General features: G+C 47.1%; 24 protein-coding genes and 1 other annotated feature. Of the genes, 3 read left to right on the forward strand and 21 right to left on the reverse strand.

Annotated features, from left to right (window positions below):
- Positions 1–3 precede the first annotated feature (3 nt).
- From der to NST83_RS14385, 9 genes are all read right to left on the reverse strand, one after another.
- Positions 4–1,326, reverse strand: coding sequence for a ribosome biogenesis GTPase Der (gene der, locus NST83_RS14345; protein WP_342414697.1), 1,323 nt, complete (start codon positions 1,324–1,326; stop codon positions 4–6).
- Between the two features lie 144 nt (positions 1,327–1,470).
- Entirely contained in the window at positions 1,471–2,697 is a 1,227-nt protein-coding gene (gene rpsA / locus NST83_RS14350) for a 30S ribosomal protein S1 (RefSeq protein WP_137063478.1), read from the reverse strand.
- Positions 2,698–2,816: 119 nt separating this feature from the next.
- Positions 2,817–3,410: a lysophospholipid acyltransferase family protein gene (locus NST83_RS14355; RefSeq protein ID WP_137063479.1), complete on the reverse strand. Its 594-nt coding sequence runs from the start codon at positions 3,408–3,410 to the stop codon at positions 2,817–2,819.
- On the reverse strand, positions 3,407–4,114 hold the full coding sequence (gene cmk, locus NST83_RS14360) for a (d)CMP kinase (RefSeq protein WP_342414698.1): 708 nt from the start codon (positions 4,112–4,114) through the stop codon (positions 3,407–3,409). The genes NST83_RS14355 and cmk overlap by 4 nt, the downstream gene beginning before the upstream one ends.
- Positions 4,115–4,246: 132 nt before the next feature.
- Positions 4,247–4,903, reverse strand: coding sequence for a flagellar brake domain-containing protein (locus NST83_RS14365; RefSeq protein ID WP_342414699.1), 657 nt, complete (start codon positions 4,901–4,903; stop codon positions 4,247–4,249).
- 176 nt (positions 4,904–5,079) lie between these two features.
- Positions 5,080–6,462 carry a germination protein YpeB gene (gene ypeB, locus NST83_RS14370; RefSeq protein ID WP_342414700.1) on the reverse strand — a complete coding sequence of 461 codons (1,383 nt, stop codon included), beginning with the start codon at positions 6,460–6,462 and terminating at the stop codon, positions 5,080–5,082.
- A gap of 264 nt (positions 6,463–6,726) precedes the next feature.
- A complete protein-coding gene (prsW, locus tag NST83_RS14375) occupies positions 6,727–7,422 on the reverse strand; it encodes a glutamic-type intramembrane protease PrsW (protein ID WP_342414701.1) in 696 nt (231 codons plus the stop codon).
- 86 nt (positions 7,423–7,508) lie between these two features.
- Entirely contained in the window at positions 7,509–8,123 is a 615-nt protein-coding gene (locus NST83_RS14380; protein ID WP_137063484.1) for a genetic competence negative regulator, read from the reverse strand.
- Positions 8,124–8,320: 197 nt separating this feature from the next.
- A complete protein-coding gene (locus tag NST83_RS14385; protein WP_137063485.1) occupies positions 8,321–8,698 on the reverse strand; it encodes a hypothetical protein in 378 nt (125 codons plus the stop codon).
- A gap of 93 nt (positions 8,699–8,791) precedes the next feature.
- Between NST83_RS14385 and NST83_RS14390 the strand changes: the two genes are divergently transcribed.
- Positions 8,792–9,718 (forward strand): polysaccharide deacetylase family protein, encoded by a 927-nt coding sequence (locus tag NST83_RS14390; RefSeq protein ID WP_342414702.1) that lies wholly within the window; start codon positions 8,792–8,794, stop codon positions 9,716–9,718.
- 157 nt (positions 9,719–9,875) lie between these two features.
- Here the strand turns inward: NST83_RS14390 and NST83_RS14395 are convergent, their stop codons facing one another.
- Together NST83_RS14395 and NST83_RS14400 are read right to left on the reverse strand one after the other, a co-directional pair.
- On the reverse strand, positions 9,876–10,211 hold the full coding sequence (locus NST83_RS14395) for a hypothetical protein (protein WP_342414703.1): 336 nt from the start codon (positions 10,209–10,211) through the stop codon (positions 9,876–9,878).
- The gene (locus NST83_RS14400; RefSeq protein WP_137063488.1) at positions 10,208–10,795 is read right to left on the reverse strand and encodes a type II CAAX endopeptidase family protein; all 588 of its coding nucleotides are present in this window, start codon (positions 10,793–10,795) and stop codon (positions 10,208–10,210) included. The genes NST83_RS14395 and NST83_RS14400 overlap by 4 nt, the downstream gene beginning before the upstream one ends.
- A 185-nt stretch (positions 10,796–10,980) precedes the next feature.
- Positions 10,981–11,232: a binding site (T-box leader), on the forward strand.
- Positions 11,233–11,492: 260 nt separating this feature from the next.
- Between NST83_RS14400 and serA the strand changes: the two genes are divergently transcribed.
- On the forward strand, positions 11,493–13,085 hold the full coding sequence (serA, locus tag NST83_RS14405; protein ID WP_342414704.1) for a phosphoglycerate dehydrogenase: 1,593 nt from the start codon (positions 11,493–11,495) through the stop codon (positions 13,083–13,085).
- A 223-nt stretch (positions 13,086–13,308) separates the two neighbouring features.
- Here the strand turns inward: serA and NST83_RS14410 are convergent, their stop codons facing one another.
- From NST83_RS14410 to NST83_RS14435, 6 genes are all read right to left on the reverse strand, one after another.
- Positions 13,309–14,751, reverse strand: coding sequence for an ATP-binding protein (locus NST83_RS14410; RefSeq protein ID WP_137063490.1), 1,443 nt, complete (start codon positions 14,749–14,751; stop codon positions 13,309–13,311).
- Between the two features lies 1 nt (position 14,752).
- Complete coding sequence (locus NST83_RS14415) at positions 14,753–15,469, reverse strand: response regulator transcription factor (protein ID WP_137063491.1); 717 nt, start codon at positions 15,467–15,469, stop codon at positions 14,753–14,755.
- Positions 15,470–15,579: 110 nt separating this feature from the next.
- A complete protein-coding gene (locus NST83_RS14420) occupies positions 15,580–16,338 on the reverse strand; it encodes a pseudouridine synthase (protein WP_137063492.1) in 759 nt (252 codons plus the stop codon).
- 78 nt (positions 16,339–16,416) lie between these two features.
- The gene (locus NST83_RS14425) at positions 16,417–16,947 is read right to left on the reverse strand and encodes a spore maturation protein (RefSeq protein ID WP_342414705.1); all 531 of its coding nucleotides are present in this window, start codon (positions 16,945–16,947) and stop codon (positions 16,417–16,419) included.
- Positions 16,948–16,954: 7 nt separating this feature from the next.
- The gene (locus NST83_RS14430; RefSeq protein ID WP_342414706.1) at positions 16,955–17,692 is read right to left on the reverse strand and encodes a nucleoside recognition domain-containing protein; all 738 of its coding nucleotides are present in this window, start codon (positions 17,690–17,692) and stop codon (positions 16,955–16,957) included.
- Positions 17,693–17,732: 40 nt separating this feature from the next.
- On the reverse strand, positions 17,733–18,995 hold the full coding sequence (locus NST83_RS14435) for a D-alanyl-D-alanine carboxypeptidase family protein (protein ID WP_342414707.1): 1,263 nt from the start codon (positions 18,993–18,995) through the stop codon (positions 17,733–17,735).
- Between the two features lie 210 nt (positions 18,996–19,205).
- Here NST83_RS14435 and NST83_RS14440 point away from each other — a divergent pair, with 210 nt between their 5' ends.
- On the forward strand, positions 19,206–19,922 hold the full coding sequence (locus NST83_RS14440; protein ID WP_342414708.1) for a protein-glutamine gamma-glutamyltransferase: 717 nt from the start codon (positions 19,206–19,208) through the stop codon (positions 19,920–19,922).
- Between the two features lie 98 nt (positions 19,923–20,020).
- Here NST83_RS14440 and ytfJ read toward each other — a convergent pair whose 3' ends face one another.
- From ytfJ to NST83_RS14460, 4 genes are all read right to left on the reverse strand, one after another.
- Entirely contained in the window at positions 20,021–20,512 is a 492-nt protein-coding gene (gene ytfJ, locus NST83_RS14445; RefSeq protein WP_137063497.1) for a GerW family sporulation protein, read from the reverse strand.
- Positions 20,513–20,598: 86 nt separating this feature from the next.
- Entirely contained in the window at positions 20,599–21,300 is a 702-nt protein-coding gene (locus tag NST83_RS14450; protein ID WP_137063498.1) for a DUF2953 domain-containing protein, read from the reverse strand.
- 187 nt (positions 21,301–21,487) lie between these two features.
- Positions 21,488–22,090 carry an SMC-Scp complex subunit ScpB gene (scpB, locus tag NST83_RS14455; protein WP_342414709.1) on the reverse strand — a complete coding sequence of 201 codons (603 nt, stop codon included), beginning with the start codon at positions 22,088–22,090 and terminating at the stop codon, positions 21,488–21,490.
- Positions 22,059–22,853: a segregation/condensation protein A gene (locus NST83_RS14460; protein ID WP_137063500.1), complete on the reverse strand. Its 795-nt coding sequence runs from the start codon at positions 22,851–22,853 to the stop codon at positions 22,059–22,061. Before NST83_RS14460 ends, scpB begins: the two co-directional genes overlap by 32 nt.
- Between the last annotated feature and the right edge of the window lie 14 nt (positions 22,854–22,867).

Genomic DNA, 22,867 nt, shown 5'->3' on the forward strand with positions numbered 1-22,867 from the left:
CTCCTAACCTTCGTCAGACTTGCGCCGTGTAAAGATACGAATTGGAGTTCCCTCAAAGTTGAAGGCGGCGCGAATTTTGTTCTCCAGATAACGCTCGTAAGAGAAGTGCATCATTTCCGGATCATTTACAAATACAACCATCGTAGGCGGCTTAACAGCAACCTGAGTTACGTAGTTAATACGCATACGGCGTCCTTTGTCAGTTGGCGGAGGATTAATCGCAACCGCATCGGAAATAACATCGTTCAGCAAATGCGTCTGAATACGCAAGACATGCTGCTGCGCCACATGCTGAACAACAGGGAGCAGCTTTTGCAAGCGCTGCTTTGTTTTAGCAGACAAGAACACAATCGGAGCATAGGTCATGAACAGAAAGTGATCGCGAATTTTAGTTTCAAACTGGCGCATCGTTTTATCGTCCTTATCCACGACATCCCATTTGTTCACAACAAACAGCGAGGCTTTACCCGCTTCATATGCGTATCCAGCAATGTGCTTATCCTGCTCAATAATACCTTCCTCGCCGTTAATAACGACCAGTACGACATCTGCACGCTCAATAGCACGCATTGCACGCATCACACTATATTTTTCTGTCGTCTCATATACTTTACCACGTTTACGCATACCCGCCGTATCAATCAGTACATACTTCTGACCGTCTTTTTCAAAAGGCGTATCAATTGCATCACGCGTTGTACCTGCAATGTCACTAACAATAACCCGTTCCTCTCCCAGAATGGCGTTAACGAGCGAGGATTTACCTACGTTCGGGCGGCCGATCAAGGCAACACGGATCACATCTTCATCATAAATGTCCTCTTCCAGCTCAGGCAAATTGGACGTAATCGCATCCAATAGGTCACCAAGACCTATACCGTGGCTACCGGAAATGGCAATAGGGTCGCCGAATCCATAGGAATAAAACTCATAAATCAGATCCGCACGTTCCAGATTGTCCACCTTGTTTACAGCCACAATAACAGGCTTGCCTGAACGATACAGCATTTGGGCTACCTCTTCATCAGATTGCGTAATCCCAGCCTTCGCATCACTCATGAATACAATAACATCTGCTTCTTCTATAGCTAGTTCGGCTTGCATTCGGATGGATTTCAAGATTTCATCTTCTCCATCTATCTCAATGCCGCCAGTATCAATAATACTGAAGGATTTACCGTTCCACTCCGATATACCGTAAATCCGGTCACGGGTGATTCCAGGCTTATCTTCCACTATGGATAAACGATCCCCGATAATCCGATTAAAAATAGTGGATTTACCCACATTCGGACGACCGACAATAGCCACAACGGGTCTTGCCATAAATTCACTCCTCCTGTCAATTCTTCCGCTATCATCATAGCAAAAAACATGCCTGTTAGCGATATTGTCACGTAACAACAATCGGCGAACCCTCTGGGTCCGCCGATGGTGTACGTTATGCTTATAAAGTGTATTGATTCAAACTCATTTAAATTTGTTCAGTTTATCGCCAAAACGTTCGCCAAGCGTAATGCTCAGACCGGAATTATTCAAAGAAACGTTCGGATTGTTCAGTTCCTCACGAGGTGCGCGGGATGCACGTGGCGCTCTTTCTGCTCTTGGAGCAGCTTCTGGAGCTTCCTCAGTTTCTTTAATGCTCAGGCTAACACGTTTTTCAGTAGGACTCATTTCAAGAATTTTAACCTTTACTTCTTGTCCTTCTTCCAAAACTTCTTGTGGAGTTCCGATGTGTTTGTGGGAAATTTGGGAGATATGAACCAAACCTTCCACGCCAGGAGCGATTTCAACGAATGCACCGAAGTTAACCAGACGTTTAACAACGCCTGTTACAACGTCACCGTTGTTAAATTGTCCAGCAGCAGATTCCCAAGGTCCAGGCTGTGCAGCTTTCATGCTCAAGCTGATTTTTCCTTTTTCAGGGTCCACTTTCAGGACTTTCACTTTTACTTGTTCGCCTTCAGAAACCGCATCGGAAGGCTTGTCAACATGAGTCCAGGCAATTTCAGATACATGAACCAAACCATCCACGCCGCCTACGTCAACGAAAGCACCGAATTGAGTGAGACGTTGAACCGTACCCACGATTTCTTGTCCTTCTTTCAGCTCAGCCATTACTTTAAGCTTGTTGGCTTCGAATTCTGCTTCCAGAACGTCTTTTTGAGAAAGGATTACTTTGTTGTTTTCATGATCCAGCTCTTTCACGACAACACGCAATGTGCGGCCTTTGTAATCGCTGAAATCTTCAACGAAATGGCGTTCTACCATGGATGCAGGGATAAATCCGCGCAGACCCACGTCTACAACGATGCCGCCTTTAACGACATCATTAACAACCACTTCAAATACTTCTTTGCTTTCAAACAGCTGCTCCAGCTTTTCCCAAGCATTTTCGCTGTCGATTGCACGTTTGGACAGAACAAGTTTTTCTTTGCCGTCGTCGATGCTGATAATTCTAGCTTCAACCTCTTGACCTACTTGTACTGCTTCTTCTGCGTTGTCCAAACCAGAAGACAACTCGCGAATTGGAATAATTCCATCGTATTTATATCCAATGCTCACTACCGCTTGGTTATCTTCCAATTTCACGATTGTACCTTTAACGGTGTCACCTTTTTTCAGGGAGACGATTTGATCGAGCTCGTCTTGGTTTGCCGCTTCAGCAGCTTCTTGATTTTTAATTTCTTCCGACATGTCAATACCCTCCTCAATTCAAAAAAACCATTTATTTAAACCTGCGCATGGCAGAGTTCAAAACACTGTTAAACTTCTGTTCTAGTTTTCCGAGATTAGACACAATTCATGCAGGCCTTTCAATTAATCGTAGGCTCGCCGGTTTCTCGCATTGTACGAATACGAGTCATAATCTCTTCTGTTGCCAGTTCAAGCGGATCTCCTTCGATAACGGCGCCTTTTTGGTAAGCATCCAAATTAACAGGTTTACCGTATATCACTTTCGTTTTACGGAAAAGCTTGTAATCACCAACAATGGCGACCGGAACGGCAGCCGCTCCACTACGCAGCGCAAAGCTGGCAGCACCCTTTTTACCGATTCCCCCGGCTCCCCTGGAACCTTCGGGAAAGATCCCCATAACCTTACCTTCACGCAAAATGGTCAAGGCCAGCTTAATGGATTCCTTGCTCACACCACCGCGTTTGACTGGAAAAGCTCCCAGCTTGTCAATTAACGGACCAAGTACAGGCGTATTAAATAGCTCGGCTTTCGCCATAAAGTGAACCTTTCGATCCAGCAAAATGCCAACTGTCGGAGGGTCCAGATTACTAATATGGTTAGAACACAACAGTACTCCGCCCACAGCAGGAACATTTTCCCTGCCTACTGCCTCAAGTCTGAACAGAAAGCGGTATATGAGACGCAAAATACGGACGCATACAGCATATATCATTGGCTGATCTCTCCATCCTTCGCCGTGTTGCAGTAAGATACAATGGTACCGACGACATCCTGAATGCCCATATGGGTTGTATCCAACATGATAGCGTCGTCACTGCAACGAAGCGGGGATACCTCCCTCTCCTCATCAAGCTTGTCACGTGCCGCAATGTCACGTTCGAGCTGCTCCAGAGTAATATCATCAGTTCCGCTTAGTTCTTTAAACCGGCGAGAGGCACGTTCCTGAACACTTGCGGTCATAAACACCTTGACTTCCGCATCAGGAAGCACAGTGGTTCCAATATCACGACCATCCATAACGACACCTTTACGAGCTGCCATTTCACGCTGGTTTTCAGTCAAACGCGAACGTAACCCCGCAATACTCGAATACTGTGACACCTTGCCTGTCACTTCCATCGAACGAATCACTGTCGTTACATCTTCCCCGTTACAATAAACCTTTTGGCCTGTAGGGTCCGGTACTAATTCAATCACCAGCTCGGGCACATGTTGAAGCACTTTTTGTACATTTTCCGCCGGAATTTCCTTGCGAATCATATACCACGTTGCTGCCCGGTACATCGCTCCGGTATCTACATAAACATAAGAAAGTGCTTTCGCTACCAAGCGGGCCACCGTACTTTTCCCTGCACCAGCAGGTCCATCAATGGCTACATTTATTTTATTACTTGAAGATACATGTTGCCTTGCCAACGGGTAATTCCTCCTAACCTAACCTCAAGAAAAAAGCAGGCATTGCCTGCGACGTGAAAATTATACCACACATTCAGAGTTGATGCAAAATGAACGGCAGGTTAACAATAAAAGAATAAACCGAGATGATGGCTATCTCCCCCGGAATTCCAACTGACGCTCAAAGCAATATTTGATAAGCTTTTGACGCTCCTGATCAGCAATTTTCTCATATTTTAGCATGATCAGACTGCGACCGTTTTCCATTTGCTGAATACGTACAATTTCGGATTGGAACGGGACATGCTCCTGAGTTCCATTTTTATAAGGGATCAGAATCCAGCAGGACAATGATTCACCTTCTTCCAGGTGATGTGATCCTTGAGTCTGAAAAGAAACCCCTCCACCTCCCACATCATGTGTCTCAGCTACAAACCTTGATTCGTTTGATCCATACTTTACGGCAATTTCCAGGTTGGCCTGAACCCTTAGAAAATTTCGACGCTGAATTTTGCTGATGCTGTCTGGGATAGGCTTGTGAATGCGGACCATCCGAAGCACATCCTCTTTAAAGCCGGTAACGTGGGTATTGAAGTAGTTTTTTATTCCACCCTCGCTCATAAAAAATATCGACAGTTCTTCTCCTAAAAACAGTTTTTTCAGTTGCCCGCTCGTTTGAGACATGGGTATTTCTATTAGAAAGTTCTGGGACTCCTCTTCCGCAATACGCGACTTAAATTCAAAATGTTCGTCCGCATGATCGGTACCAGCCACTTGTATGTATAGCACATCATTAATTTTAGGAAACAAACCGCCCACCATCCTTATCTATTTAAAAGCTTTAATAAGGTATATAATACCACGACTTTATGCCTATTTTAAGCATTATATTTGCTATAACCATGTCAAAAGCACAAAAAACCTCCTTATTGAAGGAGGTCTAGCGTGACTAATGGTTCATTTTTACGTATTTACCCTATTTACACTTAAACATGACTTCCAGAAGTCGGTTCGTCCGAGTCTTTAACTTGCTCAATCGTTTCTTCCATCCCCGTATCAGCGTTAATGTAGATCCGGTAAATGGAGCCGTTGATTTTCCCGCCAAATTCATAACACAGTACCTCTTTGGACAGTTCATTTTCAATCAGTGCTTTCCGGTGATACGTTTCACGAAACTCAGGGTTCAGCTTTGCACGTGCTGCCTTCACATCCAGCTTAGCCTTCGGAATACGGCGGAGATGGCTGTGCTCGTACACGTAGTCACTCGACTGAAAACCGATCACTTGCCCGTTATCGAGGCCCGATCTAACTGTGATTTTTTCTGGATATATGATCACATCCCCTTTTTGGGTGGCGAATGTGATGCTGGCTAAATTTCCATTTTCATCATAAGAAACAGGCTTCATCCCCGGATATCCCTTACGTTGGAGGTATTCACTCGCATAGCGGATCGCCTCATTGCGAGTTGATTTTTTCGGGCCAACCGTTCTCATATCATGGTAAGAAATAAGCTTGCCGCCTTTTTTGGTATAATCCATGGTGGCTACAGGCTTCTGTTTGTTATACAAAGTAGCTGTATAGGATGCCCATTCCGTTCCTTTACCATTTTCATGGACACGGATTTGGCTTTCCGGTTTCCCTGTAAATTCTGCCGCATTCCGCTTAATTTGCTCCGCGCTCACAGCAGGAAGACTCAGCTTCTTCACAGAGCGCTTATCATAGATGCTAGCCACGGATGGTCCCCAATCCAGCTCCTTGTAGCTCTCCACCTTTTTGTCCACAGTTTGGAAGCCATCAATAATGGTGTTATCCTTTGGACCCGTTTGTGAGCCTGGCGCCATGTCTACATCCGTCCAGCGCAAGTTTTTGCTAATAACTTTTTGACGAACTTCGTGCATATTTTTCGAAATTTCTTTGGAATTGTTATATAACGCTTTTAGATTTGATATTTCTTTCTCATTCAAAGGCTCGTGGTCCAGATCACGTACGGCAGTCTGGTACGAAAATGCAGATACATGCGACAGCAAATCCTTCGCATGATTAAACGGCATTACATTGAGAGGCAACTGATTAACATCATTTTGGGCCTCACTTGTAATCCTCCACACGTTCATCAAACATTTGCGATGCATCGCGTGTGAAGTATTATGGACAGCAACCGCGTTACCAAGTTGGGAGTGCAGCTGGTCCATACGAAACGACAAATCATGAAACGCACGCTGATATTGATTTTCCGCTTTAATCGACATGCTTTTTGCCTGAAGAGATACCTCTTTTCTCATCTGGCTTTCCCGATAACCCCACACAAATGCTCCTATCAGAATCAGGGTAACAATCGGAAACATTACGGCACTAAGTCGTCTATACATATTGGGAGTCTCCTTTCTTCAAGTACACTACCGATAGTGTGACAAGAAGAATGCTCTCTTATGCATGGTTTTCCATAAGTTCGATAATAAACTCACAGTTATCGCAGATACAGCGCTTAAATCCGGTCTGAACACTCCCTTGCTCCATCCGTCCTCTCAGTACGAAACGTTCACCACACCTTTTACAATATATCCTCACTTTAATACGCAAAAAAAGACACCTCTTTCTCTGACAGGTTTGTCAGATTAGTGTGCCCTAATTTGTTACATATTAACCTTTTCTTCCCGTTTGAACAGTCGAAATGGAGATCGGTTGTTGGCCCTATTGATTTTTGCCATCCCTCCATACCAGAGGAATGCCATCAGAGGGATGATAAACCAGATCCAGTCATGTGAAATTGTCGTCAGAATCAGGTCATATATGCCATGCCAGAACCACGGAAGTACCAGTGACAGAAGCAACATATATTTGCTTTTCCAGTCCTCTGAAAACCTGGCCTTCCCCATGTAATAGCCCATCATGACTCCAAACATCGCATGACCGGAGACCGGAAGCAATGATCTCATCAGCATCATACTAACAGAAGCGTGGCCTGCCCATGCGTACAACAGATTTTCAACGGTTGCAAATCCAAGGGAGATTGCGGTGGCATACAAAATACCGTCATAAGGTTCATCGAACTCGGTGTGACTATATATAAAGTGGTACAGCAAAAACCATTTAAAAAACTCTTCCACTCCGGCCGAAATGCCGAACACCTGAAATAACGTATTATCCCCCAGCCAAAGCAGCAACCCGCGTTGAAAAATCATGACAGGCAGTACCACCAAAAAACCGAGCAAAAACACTTTGATAACCATGTGCAGCGGCTCGGATTCATATCTGTCCTTCAAGTAAAAATACATTAATAAGGCGAGACCCGGCGCAGTTGCTGCCGCTAAAACAGAAAACAGAAGCACCGATCATCCCTCCGTAAAAATGAGTCGGCCCTGCATTCAGCGCAGAGCCGACAAAGTCACTTCGATATTACTTTTCCTTTGTCTCATTAAGAGCGGCTGTCAAAATGAGTGCAGATGACATCAATCGCCTGTTCAGGAATGACCAGCTTGCCATACTCCTCCAGCATTGCCGGTGTTACGGATGAGCCTTCCCCAAATTCAGCAAGAACCGCGATCAAGGCCGCAAGCTTGGGCTCTTCCACTTCTTCAGGTTCCAAATGCAGAATCCATTTTCCTCTATAATGATACAGCTTGCCTGCATCCGTGGTGTTACTACGGAGCATGTGAGCCGCTTCTATGAGTACTTCGAAATCGCTAAACGCGTAGACGATGGAATCGCTGTGCTCCAGCGTAACTTCCATTTCATATACTTCCTCCGGAAGATCATCATCGGGACCCGAGCCATATTGCTGGTGGTCGTATTTCCCCCGAGTGACGATAACTACCATGCCCTGAGCAGGAAGCGCAAATACTTCGACAGCTAACGGTCCCGTGGCGTCGAAGCCCAGCTCACTATATGCCTGATCCATCATTTCGGTGAACAGCTCATGGACTCTTGGAATCTCTTGCCACATATCGTCTTTTTGAATACCGCGTTCGCTCAAATCGTCAAAGGTAAGGAAAATCCGTATCTTGTCTTGGCTTAATCTTTCTATTTTCATACTGGACCCTCCTCCTGGCAGCCGAGTGTTATTAACAGATTATGATGCATTTATGGTGCTTGTGAAGAAAATGGTTCTATGTAATCATGTTATCATTTTATAATCGTAAATGCACGCAATAAAAATGATAAAAAAAAGAATCATTTGAACGGCTTTTACAAAAAAGCCGCAAAATGATTCGGGATAGAGGTTCCGGGTTACAAACCCGGTACGGCTGTATGAGTTTCTTTCAGGATTTGCTCGACCTCACGCTTAACATCGGGACTGGTGCTGATAAAATCTTTAATCAGCTTCATATTTTCTTCTTTTGTTTGGGCTGTATGGGCGCTATGAGCTGTTTTATCTGTTGTGGAACGGTGATCGTGATCCTTATGGGTGTCTTGCTTGTTAAGCGTAATATCACCCATCCCGGGGAACGCCGCATCCATCATTTTGGTACGGGCTTTTTGAACCAGATTACCGCCCTTTTTTCCATCCATGTTCATAGATAAGCCTAACATACTGCGGTTACGGGAGATCATAGTGCTCGCCACTGCACCCAAAACGATTCCCAGGAAAAATGAAGATGTTTTCACATTTAGAACCTCCCTTTGTGGTAGAATCAAGCATAGTGTTCGTCAGCAGAGACAAACTCATACGGTATAAATACAGGAAGGTGAGATGAATTAATGGGTACAAAAACAGCAGCCGCCTTGTTGACCGCATGTCTGCTGCTAAGTGCTTGTACTGCGGCCAAGCCGGAATCGGCAGCCACAAGCAATAACCAGACCCCGGCAACGTCTGAAACCAGTGACAACACAGACAAAGGACAGGGCACAGCTTCTTCCCCAACCAACAGCAGTGAGCATGCAGGCAGTAATCATGTTAACAACTCAGCAGTCCAAATAACACCGCAAACTGGCAACACCGTGGCCGACAGCAACGAGGCTATAAATTCAACGGCTAATGCTAACAAAACGTATCATTTGGACAAGGCTTACAACGTGGTCCCTAACCAGCAAGGAGCGGAGAAAAAGGTTGTTTTGCTGACCTTTGACGACGGACCCAAGGAAGCGGTCATGATCAACAAAATCATTGACATACTGGACAAGCACAAGGCTAAAGCCATTTTCTTCGTAAACGGTTACCGCGTAAAGGAGCACCCTGAGCTGCTCAAGCTCATACATGACCGTGGGCAGCCCATTGGCAACCATAGCTGGGATCACATCGTACTAAAGAACAAATCCGAGGCCGAAGTGGAGAAGCAAATTGAATCGGTGCAAAAAATTGTTAAGGACACAACGGGTCAAACGCCGCTGTTCTTCCGCCCTCCTCATGGTGCAGGTGGGGATGTCGGCCGCAAGGTCGCCAAGGAAAACGGGCTGTTATATATGACATGGTCCGTTGGTTCGCTCGATTGGACAATGAAAAAGAGCCAGCCGAATAAAACCGATTCAATTCTCAAAAATGTGACGGAGCAATTGCATCCAGGCAGTAATATTTTAATGCATGAGCTGCCATGGACCGTAGAAGCATTGGATAACCTGTTGACCCGTCTGGAGCAAAAGGGTTACCAATTTGTCGATCCACAAAGTATTGAGGTGCCTGTCAGTTAACAGCCCTTATACTTCTATATACCGTTCCTAAATAATGGCAAAAGAGCCTCTTTACCCGCAAGTCTTATAAGCGGGTAAAGAGGCTCTTTTAGTATACCATTCGCAATGCTTGATCCTATAAATAACTCTACACACAAGCGATCACACAGGTTTGTAATTACCAAAGCATTTTACTAATGGGCGGTGCCCCTTTGATGCCCCACCACAGCAATGCTGCTGTAATCAGCACAAAAAGTGTGCTCAAAAAATTTAAAAACCACTTGCTCACCCGGATACGGCGGGACGGAAACATTTCTGCCCGTGTCCGGTACTCACTGACAGGAGCATCATCTTCCATCGTCACAGCAACTTCCGGTGCAGCAGCAACGTGAGCCAATTCCGGTGCGGGCCGTGAAGCACGGGAGCGAACCGGTTTTGGACTGTTATCTTCCTTGCCTTTGCGTCCATTTCGGCGGGTGCCGTAAGTCTGCACTCTGCTAAGTTCCTGATTCATGCTTCATACCTCCGAAAACGTAGCGCCAAACCGGATATGAGGTCAATCACAAAATGACAAATAATCGGCGCCCACAGGCTACCAGTCTGCACGTATATGTAGCCCAAACCGTAACTACTCAGAAAAACCCAGCCTGTTGGAATCCAATGCCGCAAATAACGGATGTGGATGACCGCAAACAAGATACTTGTCCAGTAAGGCCCAAAGCTGTACTGAATCGCTCCTCTGAACAATAGTTCCTCACAGATCGAAACGATGGCTGCTATACATACAATATGCCAGATGGGGCGGTTTTGAAACAGCATCTGGTTAATGCCCCCGTCATCCATAGCATCCTCGGGCATAATCCGAGACAGGAGCAGATCCACCAGCAGCATAGCCGCAGCCAGTCCCAAACCCCACCACAAAACATGCAAACTGCTCGGCCAGGCAAACAGCTCCAGCACATTTCTTTTCTGAAAAATAATCCAGATTGCGCCGACCAACAGGGTCAGTCCCTGGGTTAGATACAAATTGTAAAGCAGCAAGCGGTCATTCAATTCATGAATTTGCGCTCTTTTCCATTTCATTTTAAGCTTTTTCATAGTTAGTTAGTCCTCTGCATAGTCTTCTTAAGCATCATAGCCAAAAAGTCGAACGGATTCAAGAAGTCTTAAAACTTATTATTCTGCATTCTATCGCTATTTATCTAACCCGGTGTCTACGCACATCACATGTCCTATTGACATGTCCATGTAAGCCATGATACATTATGAAAAAATTATTATCGACAACAACATTGATGGAGAAAAAGTATTGATTTCGTTTTCAGAGAGCCGGTGCTTGGGTGAAAGCCGGTGACGGAGTAATTACTTTCAGCGCTCCTGAGTTATTGCACCGAAGCCTTGGGGTAATTTCCCGGCATTAGATGCAATCGGCAGAAAACCGTTATCCTTTCGGTCATATTTATGACCGCTGAAGGCAGTCCGTTGCGAAACGGCTGCGAATTAGGGTGGTACCACGATAAACTCTCGTCCCTTACTATGGAGATAGTATGTGATTCGGGAGTTTTTTTGATGCCTGCAAACCGCAAAGCGGTTCTGCATACGACCTTTTTAACCGTCAACTTGGTGCCTAATGCTATTTTATTCCTTTTCTGCGTCAATGCGTTATCACGTTAGTGCTGTCCGCGATCTTCTGCTTTTCAGAAGCAATTCAAGTTTATCTACGTTCTTTATGGAATGTATTTCAGTTGAAGTACATCCTGTCCATAAAAGAAGTTAACTTTGAGGAGGAAACCAAATGTTTAAAGTGTTAGTATCCGATCCGATCAGTGACCTGGGCATCCAGCAACTGATGGATGCAGACGATGTCACAGTGGACAAGAACACAGGTCTCAGCGAAGACGAGTTGGTTCAAATTATTGGTGACTATGATGCACTGCTCGTTCGTAGCCAAACCAAGGTAACAGAACGCATCATGACAGCAGGTAAGAACCTCAAGGTTGTCGGACGCGCCGGTGTTGGAGTGGACAATATCGATCTAGAAGCGGCAACACAACGAGGAATCATCGTCATTAACGCCCCTGACGGCAACACGATTACGACATGTGAGCATACTTTTGCCATGATGATGGCTCTGGCACGTCATATTCCACAGGCGTATGCCAAAACCATCGGCGGTACATGGGATCGTAAAACATTTCTCGGAGTTGAGCTGCGTAACAAAACGCTTGGCGTACTCGGTATGGGACGCATCGGCAGCGAGGTGGCCAAACGTGCCAAAGCCTTCGGCATGAGCATTCTCGGCTATGATCCGTTTCTGACGGAAGAACGCGCTGAGAAGCTGGGCATCAAGCTGGCAAGTGTGGACGAAATTATCCGCAACGCGGATTTCATGACGGTACACACCCCGTTAACACCGGAAACGAAGCATATGATTGCCCGTCCTCAGTTTGAAGTGATGAAAAAAGGGATGCGTATCATCAACTGTGCCCGCGGCGGAGTTATCGATGAATTGGCTCTCGTTGAAGCCATTGATGAAGGCATCGTTGCCGGCGCAGCCTTTGACGTATTCGAATCGGAGCCGCCAGCCCAGGATCACCCTTTCCTGAGCCATCCGAAAATTATCGTTACTCCGCATCTGGGTGCATCCACGGTAGAAGCCCAGGAGAATGTAGCAATCGACGTATCCGAGCAGGTGCTGCACATTTTGCGTGATGAGCCGTTCAAAAATGCCGTCAATATGCCTCCGGTACCATCTAACGTGATGACGCAATTGCAGCCTTATTTCTCGCTTGGCGAGAAGCTAGGCAGCTTTGCCGCTCAAGTGACGAATCAGGCTGTACGTGAAATCCAGGTGGATTACGCAGGTGATCTGTCTTCTGTAGATACACAGCCGCTGACACGTTATATCTTGAAAGGTGTGCTTAGTCGCCATCTGGGCAGCGATGTTAACATTGTGAACTCTGTCCACCTTGCCAAAACACGTGACATCCATCTTGTCGTCTCTCAGGCTCCGGCTACCAAGGGCTTTACCAACCTGATCACCGTCACGCTCAAAACTCAAAGCGGAGAGGAGCAACGTGTAGCAGGTACCCTGCTCGCAGGTTATGGCGAACGTATCGTCCGGTTGAACCAGTTCCCGGTAGACGTGGCACCAGAAGCGCATTTCCTGCTCATCTCCCACAATGACAAACCCGGCATTATCGGCCGTGTCGGCACTCTGCTTGGGGAGAACGGCGTGAATATCGCCTCCATGCAGGTAGGACGTAAAATTGTCGGTGGTGAAGCCATCATGATTCTGACCGTTGATAAAGCCGTTCCTAAAGACGTGCTGGTCCAATTGGTTGGCTTGCCGGAACTGAATACCGCTCAAGAAGTGGTACTCGATTAATGATCAGCAGCAGAACATATGAACATGCTTTGCTTTTATAAGAGAGGCGCCCGGCTAACCGGGCGTCTTTTGTTATATATCCGTAACCAGCATTAGATGTACCTGTTCTGGAAGCTGAATGTTCCACGTTGAACAAGATAAATGTTGATTTTTCAACAAAAAGCACCCTCTTCCGAGGATGCCTGCGAACCGGGGTACATTCTACTGTTGGCTTACAAGCCTGTTACAAAGCCCGACTTTGTTTTTTTGAGATCGGCAGCAAAATAGTGAACTCCGTTCCTTCCCCCAATACGCTGGCAGCGGAGACAGATCCTCCGTGAGCCTCCACAATATTTTTAACAATAGCAAGCCCCAGACCGGTTCCTTTGTCCACGGCTCTTACTCTAGCCTTGTCTGCCTTGTAAAAGCGGTCAAAAATATAAGGCAGGTCCTCACTGGCAATACCCACACCCTCATCCTTAATCCGAATGCGGATCAGCTCATGCCGTTCTCCCAGAATCCGATCGGCACTAATGGTAACACTATTTCCGCCGGGCGTATGCCTGAACGCATTATCTAACAAGTTGGTCAGCACCTGCTCCAATCGGTCTTCATCTGCTTCAGGCAGCAGTAGATGCTGACCTTGCTCATGATAATCGAGCGTCAGCCCCTGTTCCTTAGAGCGCACCGTAAATTTACGGTGAACACGCTCGATCAATTCATTCACATCCACTTCCTGACGGTGCATGTCTGTATGACCTGCCTCCATTCTGGCTAGATCAAGCAGATCCTTGACCAATCTTCCCATACGCAACGATTCATCATGAATGACCCGTACCAATTCCTCGGATTCTTCTGGTGAGCCAGCCATTCCATCAAGCAAGGCCTCGCTATAGCCCTGCATCATGGAAAGCGGTGTACGGATTTCATGGGACACATTAGCGACAAAGTCACTCCGCATCTTCTCCAGCTTGACTTCCTCCGTGATGTCTCTGAGAACAGCGACAGCGCCACGAATTACATTATCCGTGTACAACGGCGCCATCTGTACCGACCAGGAACCCTGTTTTACATGAATATAGTCCCCACCGTCATCTCCTCTATCCATAACAGTGTGGAACAACGGCAGCAATGGACCAGGTACAGACACTCCGAATTCCTCCTGATCATGCTCTTGCCACTCCAGTTTTTTCCAGCTATCCAACAAACTTTGCGCAGGCGGATTCGTCAAAATGACTTGTCCGCTTCTGTCAAAGGTCATTACAGCATCAGACATACTTCTCAACACGCTGGACAGATGATTCTTCTCCTCATTCAGACTGCGGATCGTTGCTTCCAGCTCGGTAGACATATGATTAAATGTTTTCGCCAGTTCGCCAATCTCGTCACTCGTTACCAGCGTAAGCCGCGTATCATACCTTCCCTCACGGATCGCATTCGCCGCCTGAATCAACAGCTGCATAGGCTGCGTGATTTTAGTAAAAAGAAACAAAGCAAAAAAAGTCGTCAGTAAAAAGCCGACAATGCATGCATAGATGAACAAGTGCTTTATTTCCGTCGATTCATGCGCCGCGAAATTCCTGTTGATGTACGGCAACAAAAAAAGACCCAGAAAAATAAGCACACAGCCTACCAGACAAATGATGGTGATCCACAGCTTTCCTACCAGCGATTTCCAGAAGCTCACGTTATTTTGGTACCTCCAGCTTGTAGCCGACACCCCAAACCGTTGTAATCATAGCCGCTGCCTCCGGTGATACTTTGTTCAGCTTTTCACGAAGCCGTTTGACGTGTGTATCCACCGTGCGCAGATCACCAAAAAATTCATAATTCCACACATCTTTTAACAGTTCTTCGCGCGAAAATACCTTGTCCGGCGATACAGCCAAATAGTGCAGCAGCTCATACTCTTTAGGAGTGAGACTGATTTCAATCCCACCTGCGCTTACGCGATGCGCATCATGCTCAATAATAAGATTCGGAAAAACAATGCTGTTGCTTGGCACCGTCTCCTTGGTCAAAAAGGCAGTTTCTGACGAACGGCGCAAAATTGCCTTTACCCGATAAATAACCTCTCGCGGGCTAAAGGGCTTGACCACATAGTCATCTGCCCCGACCTCAAAGCCCTGTACGCGGTTCACTTCCTCGCCTTTGGCAGTCAGCATGATCACAGGTGTAGCTTTGGTTTGACGCAGACGTGTGCAAACTTCAATTCCATCCATGCCCGGTAACATCACATCGAGCAGAATAATGCTGTAATCGTTTGCAGTGGCTTTATGGAGTGCAATTTCGCCATCCTCAGCTTCATCAATTTCATATCCTTCTTTTTCCAGGTACATCCGCAGAAGCCGGCGAATGCGTTCTTCATCATCTACAATTAATATACGGTTGCTTTGTTCTGACATATTCCCAGCCCCTTCGCTAAAAAAAGCATTCTCTCTATTTTACTATTTTCCCGTGCCCGGTCAAACCTTGCTCTGTTCATTCAGCTCTCTTTACACCAAAAAGGCCGGGGTTATGACCCCCGTCCTGTCCGTTTCTTTTTCGTGTTGTCTGACTTGGCAAGTTGAATGAGACGGTTAATTTCGTCCTTGGTGAGAGATCTTGTCAGCCCGCGCTTCAGATTTTGCAGCAAAAGATCGCCGAAGGCAATCCGCTTAAGCTTGATGACCGGATGGGAAATGGCCTCAAACATCCGTCTGACCTGACGGTTTCTGCCTTCATAAATGGTAATCTGGATTACAGACTCCTTGCCGTTTGGGTCCACATCCTTGTATTCTACCTCAGCGGGTGCGGTAATACCATCCTCCAGCACGATCCCTTTTTTCAGCTTGTCCAGCTCGGTTCCGTGCGGAACGCCTTTGACTGTCGCTACATACGTCTTGGGCACATGATGCTTCGGATGGGTAAGCAAATTGGCGAACTCGCCGTCATTGGTGAGCAACAACAGCCCCTCCGTATCGTAATCAAGACGACCTACCGGATATACGCGTTCTTTAACGCCTTTCAGATAGTCGGACACGACTTTACGGCCTTCCGGATCGGAAGCACTCGTAATCACGCCTTTAGGCTTGTTCATCATTAAATAGATTTTTTTCTCGGTTTTGATCGGTCTACCCTTTACCGTAATTATATCCTGATCAGGGTCTGCCTTCGTTCCCAGCTCTGTTACGGTAACCCCGTTCACTTCCACGCTGCCCGCCTGAATAAGCTCCTCACATTTACGTCGGGAAGCTACACCAGCCTGGGCCAGTATTTTCTGCAATCTTTCCATGTTCGCTAATTCACCTCATGCTAATGATACCCATCCATGAACAAAATCACAAGCCCCGTTCACAAATCTATGCAGGAATCAAAAGACAAGCAGGCAAATCGCAATCGCCGCCACAAAACCAACTACGTCTGAAAACAGTCCCACTTTCAAGGCATAACGTCCATTCCGGATACCTACCGCGCCAAAGTATACAGTCAGCACATAGAGTGTCGTGTCTGTGCTGCCCTGAATCGTGGAGGCAATACGACCGATCATGGAATCCGGGCCATACGTGCGGATCAGATCCGTCGTAAAGGCAAGCGAGCCGGTGCCCGTCAACGGGCGTAGCAGTCCTAATGGCAGTACCTCGCCGGGTACGCCCCAGCTTTTGATCCATGGCGTTACCCAGGATATCAAGTAATCCAGAGCGCCGGACGCTCGAAAAATGCTGATAGCCACCATCATGCCCACGAGATGAGGAATAATGCTGATGGCCGTGGAGAAGCCATCTTTGGCTCCATCGACAAAGGAATCGTAGACGGGTACCTTTTTGGCATAGGCATATAAAGGAATAAAGGCAAGAATAGCAGGAATGGCCCAAGTCGATACGAGGTTAATGAAATAGAGCATGCCGCCCTCATCCTTTCCAGGTGATGTTCCTTCCCTTGGCAGCCGTCATTCCTGATCGTGAAACGGGCGGCGTAGCGGGAGAGGACGCAGATACTGGCGTAGTCTGTGGTCCCTGTGTCTTTTGTGGCGGAAATGTTGATGTCGATGGCGGACTGGCTGGAGGCCGACGCAGCTCCCGACTACGGTACCAGCGATCCGCAGCAATTGCGGCAAAGGTGGCTATCGCAGTCGCCACCAGCGTCGTCCCGACAATTTCCGTCGGATTGGCGGAATGATAATTGAGCCGGATCGCGATCAGCGTGGTAGGAATAAGCGTAATGCTGGCCGTGTTCAAAGCGAGCAGCGTACACATAGCGGGTGTAGCGGTCTGCTTGTCGGGATTCAGAGATTGCAGCTCTTGCATCGCCTTAATGCCCATCGGAGTTGCTGCATTGCCCAAGCCGAGCAGATTAGCGCTCATATTAGACAAGATATACCCCATAGCCGGATGATTACGCGGAACATCAGGAAACAGAAAAGCTACTAGCGGGGCGAGCAGTTTGGATATTTTCTGTAAAAGCCCGCCATCTTCCGCCAGCTTCATCATACCCATCCAGAACACAAGCACACTAATTAGTCCAAAGCATACCGTGACGCCCGTAGCCGCCCCATCAAATGCCGCCTTGGTCACCACTTCAATATTCCCTTGCGCGGCGGCAAACACAAATCCAATACAAATCAGGGCTACCCATATGAGATGAATCAAGGCCGGTCCCTCCCTTTCACCAATGAATGTAAACTAACCCCTATGCTCCAAACAGATTTCTTAAAACTGCGCTCCATCCGCTCGCCCAGGTGCGCTCTTGATTGCCGCCGCTTGCGGAAGCTTGTGGAGTCGGCATTTCCTGTTGTGGTTGTACTGTGTTTGGATTGGGTAGCTTGCTACCTTTATCATACACAGGTACGGAGCCAATAAGCTTGCCGTACAGCAGAAACTCAACACGTCCGCGTAAGCCGAAGGATACGTCAGTTCTGTTAGAGTGGGACTTTTTATACAGGACTAGTCTTTTGCGCAGTTGCGCCTTCTCCCCATCATGCAAAGGATAAGCGAAGCTTGTGCCAGTCAAGAGCGGATAACCGTCAATCGGTTGTTGCTTGTCCGTAATCGGAATAAGTGGATAATATTGGAATCCGTAGTCGAGCATGCGGGCATGGTCGTTCCAATCGTCTCCATCATTTAAGGTAACAGCGGCAAGCTGGCGACCGCCCCGTGTAGCTGAGCTGACCAGACAGCGAAACGCTTTTTTCGTAAAACCCGTTTTTACACCATCAGCTCCCTCATAGAGCCTCAGCATCTTGTTCTTGTTATGCCATGAATAATCCCATGATTCATTCGGATTAGGCGCTTTTTTTAACTCCGTCTTCACAATGCGGGCAAAGGTCGGATTATGCAGCGCATAAGCGGTAAGCCGGGCCATATCATTGGCAGAGGAATAGTGACCCTCGGCATCCAGTCCATGCGGATTAGCAAAGTGGGAATGGCTTAGTCCAAGCTCAACCGCCTTCTCATTCATCAAATGAACAAATCCCTCCTCCGTCCCTCCCACATGCTCAGCAATGGCGGAAGCCGCATCGTTACCGGAACGGAGCATCAAGCCGTACAGCATATTTTCCAGTGTCATTTGTTCACCCTTTTGTAGAAAAAGCGAGGAACCCTCTTTGGCAAAAGCCGTCGGACTCACCTTTACCGGATCCTGCAAGCGTCCATGTTCGATGGCTACGATCGCGGTCATGATTTTGGTCAAACTGGCAATTCGCAGCTCTCGGTCACCCTCGGCGGAATATATGATTCTTCCTGAAGTGACATCTATAAGAGAGGCAGCCTGCGCATGTGTTGTAAAAACAGGTGGAACTTCCTCCTTCTTTACTGCCCCCCGAACAGGCTGCGGATCCAGTAATGTGAGCGGGAATGTCAGGACGAGCAGCACTGCCAGCGGCAACACAAATGCACGTGTCTTGGGCAAAAGCTGACTGTGGCCCGTTTGGATTGTTGGCTTTCTTTTAAACATTTGGATTCCTCCGGTTTTGAACAAGTCTTGTACCATTCTATGTCCAAGCTGTTCAAAGTATGTCCACCTTTATAGCAGAAAATCCCTCCAGAGATAATGGTGTACCGTCCCTTTCTTCCGCTTACTTTTTGAAGGAAACCAGGCAACTTGCACTCTAGATGACATATATATAATAGTTACTAAACTTGATGAATGAATGGAGGTACCCACATGCAGCGGCAACAGTTTGAAACGACCTTAAGAAGCCGAATTGTCGAGGCAGCGGAAGCCTTGAATCAAAGCGGTGTATCCTTTGCCACCTTTGATACCGCACGCTGTAACGAGCAATTTTGGAATTTTACAGAAAAAGGCGGATTTCAGATTAAAGCAGGTGTCACTCCGGCGCAGGGGATCAGGGATATTTTTGAGAATGGACATAAATATGCCTTTGAGTGTGCGACAGCTATGGTCATTGTGCTCTACAAAGGAGTGCTGGATTCCATTCTGGAAAGTGAATTTAATCGGATTTTTGCCGATATGCTGCTGTATGATTGGCACTATGACAGTGATCTCAGACTCATACAGGAGCAAGGGAGTCACAAGGCTGTTCCTGGCGATATTCTGTATTTCAATAATCCTGATGTATCACCCGAAACGCCGGAGTGGAAAGGAGAAAATGTTGTCAAGCTAAGGGAAGACTCGTTTTATGGTCACGGCATCGGCATTCGCACAGCCGAAGGCATCATTGACTCCCTCAATCGTCATCGACGACCGGGGGCCACCACTTCTGCTTATTTGACAAATGAAGTGATCTACCCCGATTTTGCCTATCTGTCGCAGTTTGCCCCTGAAGGAAACCGGGAAGAAGAACTTGCGCTGAGCCCTTCACAAGAGCACCCTCCCCGTATACATGCGAGCATTGGTGGAAGACAGTATATCCGTGCATAAAAGTACTTTGGTTAGGTGTATGTAAAAAAAGAGGGTGTTCCTTAGCCAATAGCTGACTTTGGAACACCCTCCTGTGCTAAAAATCCTACTCCATGCCGTTACAAAGAAGCTGGGCCAGTGTGATTGTGATCTGTGTTAACATCTACCGGGACCTGTGGAGGCGGAGTATGCATATCCACGTCGGCATTCCGGAAGATAGATTGGACTTTATCAATCAGGTATGGTGTAGAGTCGATCAATTTTTCAATCAGATGAGTCTGATTATCCAGCGGAACGATTTGTGCACCTTGTTTGCCAACAACCAAAAAAGCGATTGGATGAATGGATACCCCGCCACCGCTACCGCCACCAAAAGGATGTCCTTCCTTGCCGCTGTGAGCACCTGACGACGAGGATGTATGAAGCGCCTCTTCATCTACATTAAAATCGCTGCCCCCGGCTGCGAAGCCAAATCCCACCTTACTAATCGGCAAAATAACGGAACCATCGGGTGTTTCCACCGCGTCCCCCACAATCGTATTCACGTCCACCATGGCTTTGATGTTCTCCATGGCGGTTTGCATGAGCCCTTGAATCGGGTGATCTGACATGATTATTCCTCCTCTGCTTTGTTCAAGCGTAGACTGCCTTTTCTTACGCTATTGTGCGCAGGGTTCAAGGAAATATGTATGGCTCATTATTCCTCATGCTTTATTGGTTGCTTGGAGAATACCCGTTTCCACGCCTCTGCACCACCTGGTACGCGCCATATGCGGTAAGCCAGCATGAGCATCGAATAAACGACATAACCCAGTGAAATACTTGCCTCACAGGTCAAAGTGGTAGTAAAACGTAGGCGATCCACCCAATAAGGCACGACAAACAGCTTAGGTGTGCAGTTCATGCGCACAAAGCTGGAGGCAAAACCGATCAGTGACGTTTTCAGCCCCCACAGTATCCCGGTAGAGGTAGCTGTATAAGCAGCGTCAGCAAGACTGATATTGGTGGACCATTCCATTTTCGACATTGTCACATGGGCTAGTGTATGACGTATCCATCGTTGGAAGGACCTCGTTCCTTTCAGCAGTATCCGAACGTCGTGTATAAATCGCTTAATTTTCTCTTTATCGATGGTGCCGCTGTCAATGGTGGCGTCGGTTTTATGTATGTTTTTGTTGCGATCGAGTCGATAGAGAAGCCCTTTTTGCAAACCAGCCAGCAGAATAGCCGGAATGTCATAATTTATTTTAATCCACCCGTACAGAAATCTGATCTCCAGATGCGCCCGGTCATCAGTATCATGCTTGGCAATATCCAGCTTCAATCGGATACGGGAGAGCAGAACAGCCAGCACAAGTAACAAAACGACGATGATGGCGATACCGATCCATTTCCACACTGGCGAGTCCTCCCTGCCTTTTTTCTCCATGGATATACCATGGCAAAAATAGTATGGCCCTTCGCCCGGAAAACATGCATCCTGAAATGCTAAACAGCCAGCTCCCATTACGCGGGGACTGGCTGTTTACTAAATTTCGAACCTGTAACAATGAAGAGGAACCCGTATAAAAGGCTTCTGTCAGGCATCAAGATTCCGTATTATTCATATCCGGCTGACTGCTCTCCAAACGTTCGAACAACAATTGTGTCTCTTCCTCCAAATGTTCCGAGTCCTCAAACAACTCAGGCTGCGGCAAATCCGCCAAAGAACCCAAACCAAAATAATCCAGAAATGACTTCGTCGTACCATACAAAATCGGCCGTCCTATAGCCTCAGCCCGACCTTTTTCCTCAATAAGCTCCTTGTTGACCAGAGTATGTATGGCCCGCTCAGATTTGACACCGCGAATATCTTCGATTTCAATTCTTGTAATGGGCTGGCGATAGGCCACAATGGCAAGTGTCTCCAAAGCTGCTTGCGACAGCGAGGCACGTGCCGGAGAGTAGGCGAGATTTTCAAAATAAGGTGCATGTTCGGATAAGGTTGCCAACTGATAGTGACCGGCGATACGGACAATTTGCAGACCTCTTCCTCCCTGCTCCATGTCCTGCTTCATATCCTCCAGACCCTTTTCAACCAGCTCTTGCTGCTGCTCTACAATGTCGGCGATCTGCTTGGCGGACAACCCTTCCTCTCCCGCGAGAAACAGCAGTCCCTCAATAATTGATTTCAGCTTCAGATAATCCATTAACCCGTAAATCCCCTCTCCACTCCATTACAATATCATCGAAAAGTTTCTCCTGATAGCAGAAAATCTGTTTCATTTTCATCAGTTCGAGGATAGCCAAAAAGGTGACTACCACTTCATGCCTATACATATCCTCATGCATCAGCTTGGAGAATAAAAGCCGTCCCCCCGTTCCCACCAGCTCCAACGCCCCGATAACCTGCCGAATACGGTCCTTGACCGAAATCTCATCTCGGTGAATACGGGTTACCGTCGTACGTCGTTCAGCTTTTCTCAGTGCACGCTGAAAAGCCGCGACCAAATCGCTTGCATGCAGCCCGTGCACGGGATTGGCAGGTTCGGTGGGCAGGAATGCGCTCAGATCCTCCGGTTCCTTGCCATAGATCAGACTTCGTTCCCATTCACGTTCGCTCAGATGGCGGGCAATCCCTTTATATTTACGATACTCCACCAGCTTGCGAACCAGTTCATCCCGTGGATCATAATCCTCTTCTTCATAAAAATCCAAATCGTCATATTCCATTACAGGTGGCTTGGGAAGCAGCAATTTACTCTTAATGGATAAGAGCGTCGCCGCCATTACCAGAAACTCGCTCGTAATGTCCAGTTCCAGCTCCTGCATACTGTGCAAAAAAGCCATATACTGATCGGTAATATCACTAATAGGGATATCCTGAATATCGATCTCGGCCTTATCAATCAGATGCAACAGCAGATCCAGCGGACCCTCGAATGTTTCTAGCTTGTAATTTACGACTGTCAATATGCTTCCCCCTG

It is taken from the genome of Paenibacillus sp. FSL R10-2782 (assembly GCF_038592985.1).
In the GTDB taxonomy this organism is placed as follows: Bacteria; Bacillota; Bacilli; order Paenibacillales; family Paenibacillaceae; genus Paenibacillus; species Paenibacillus terrae_C.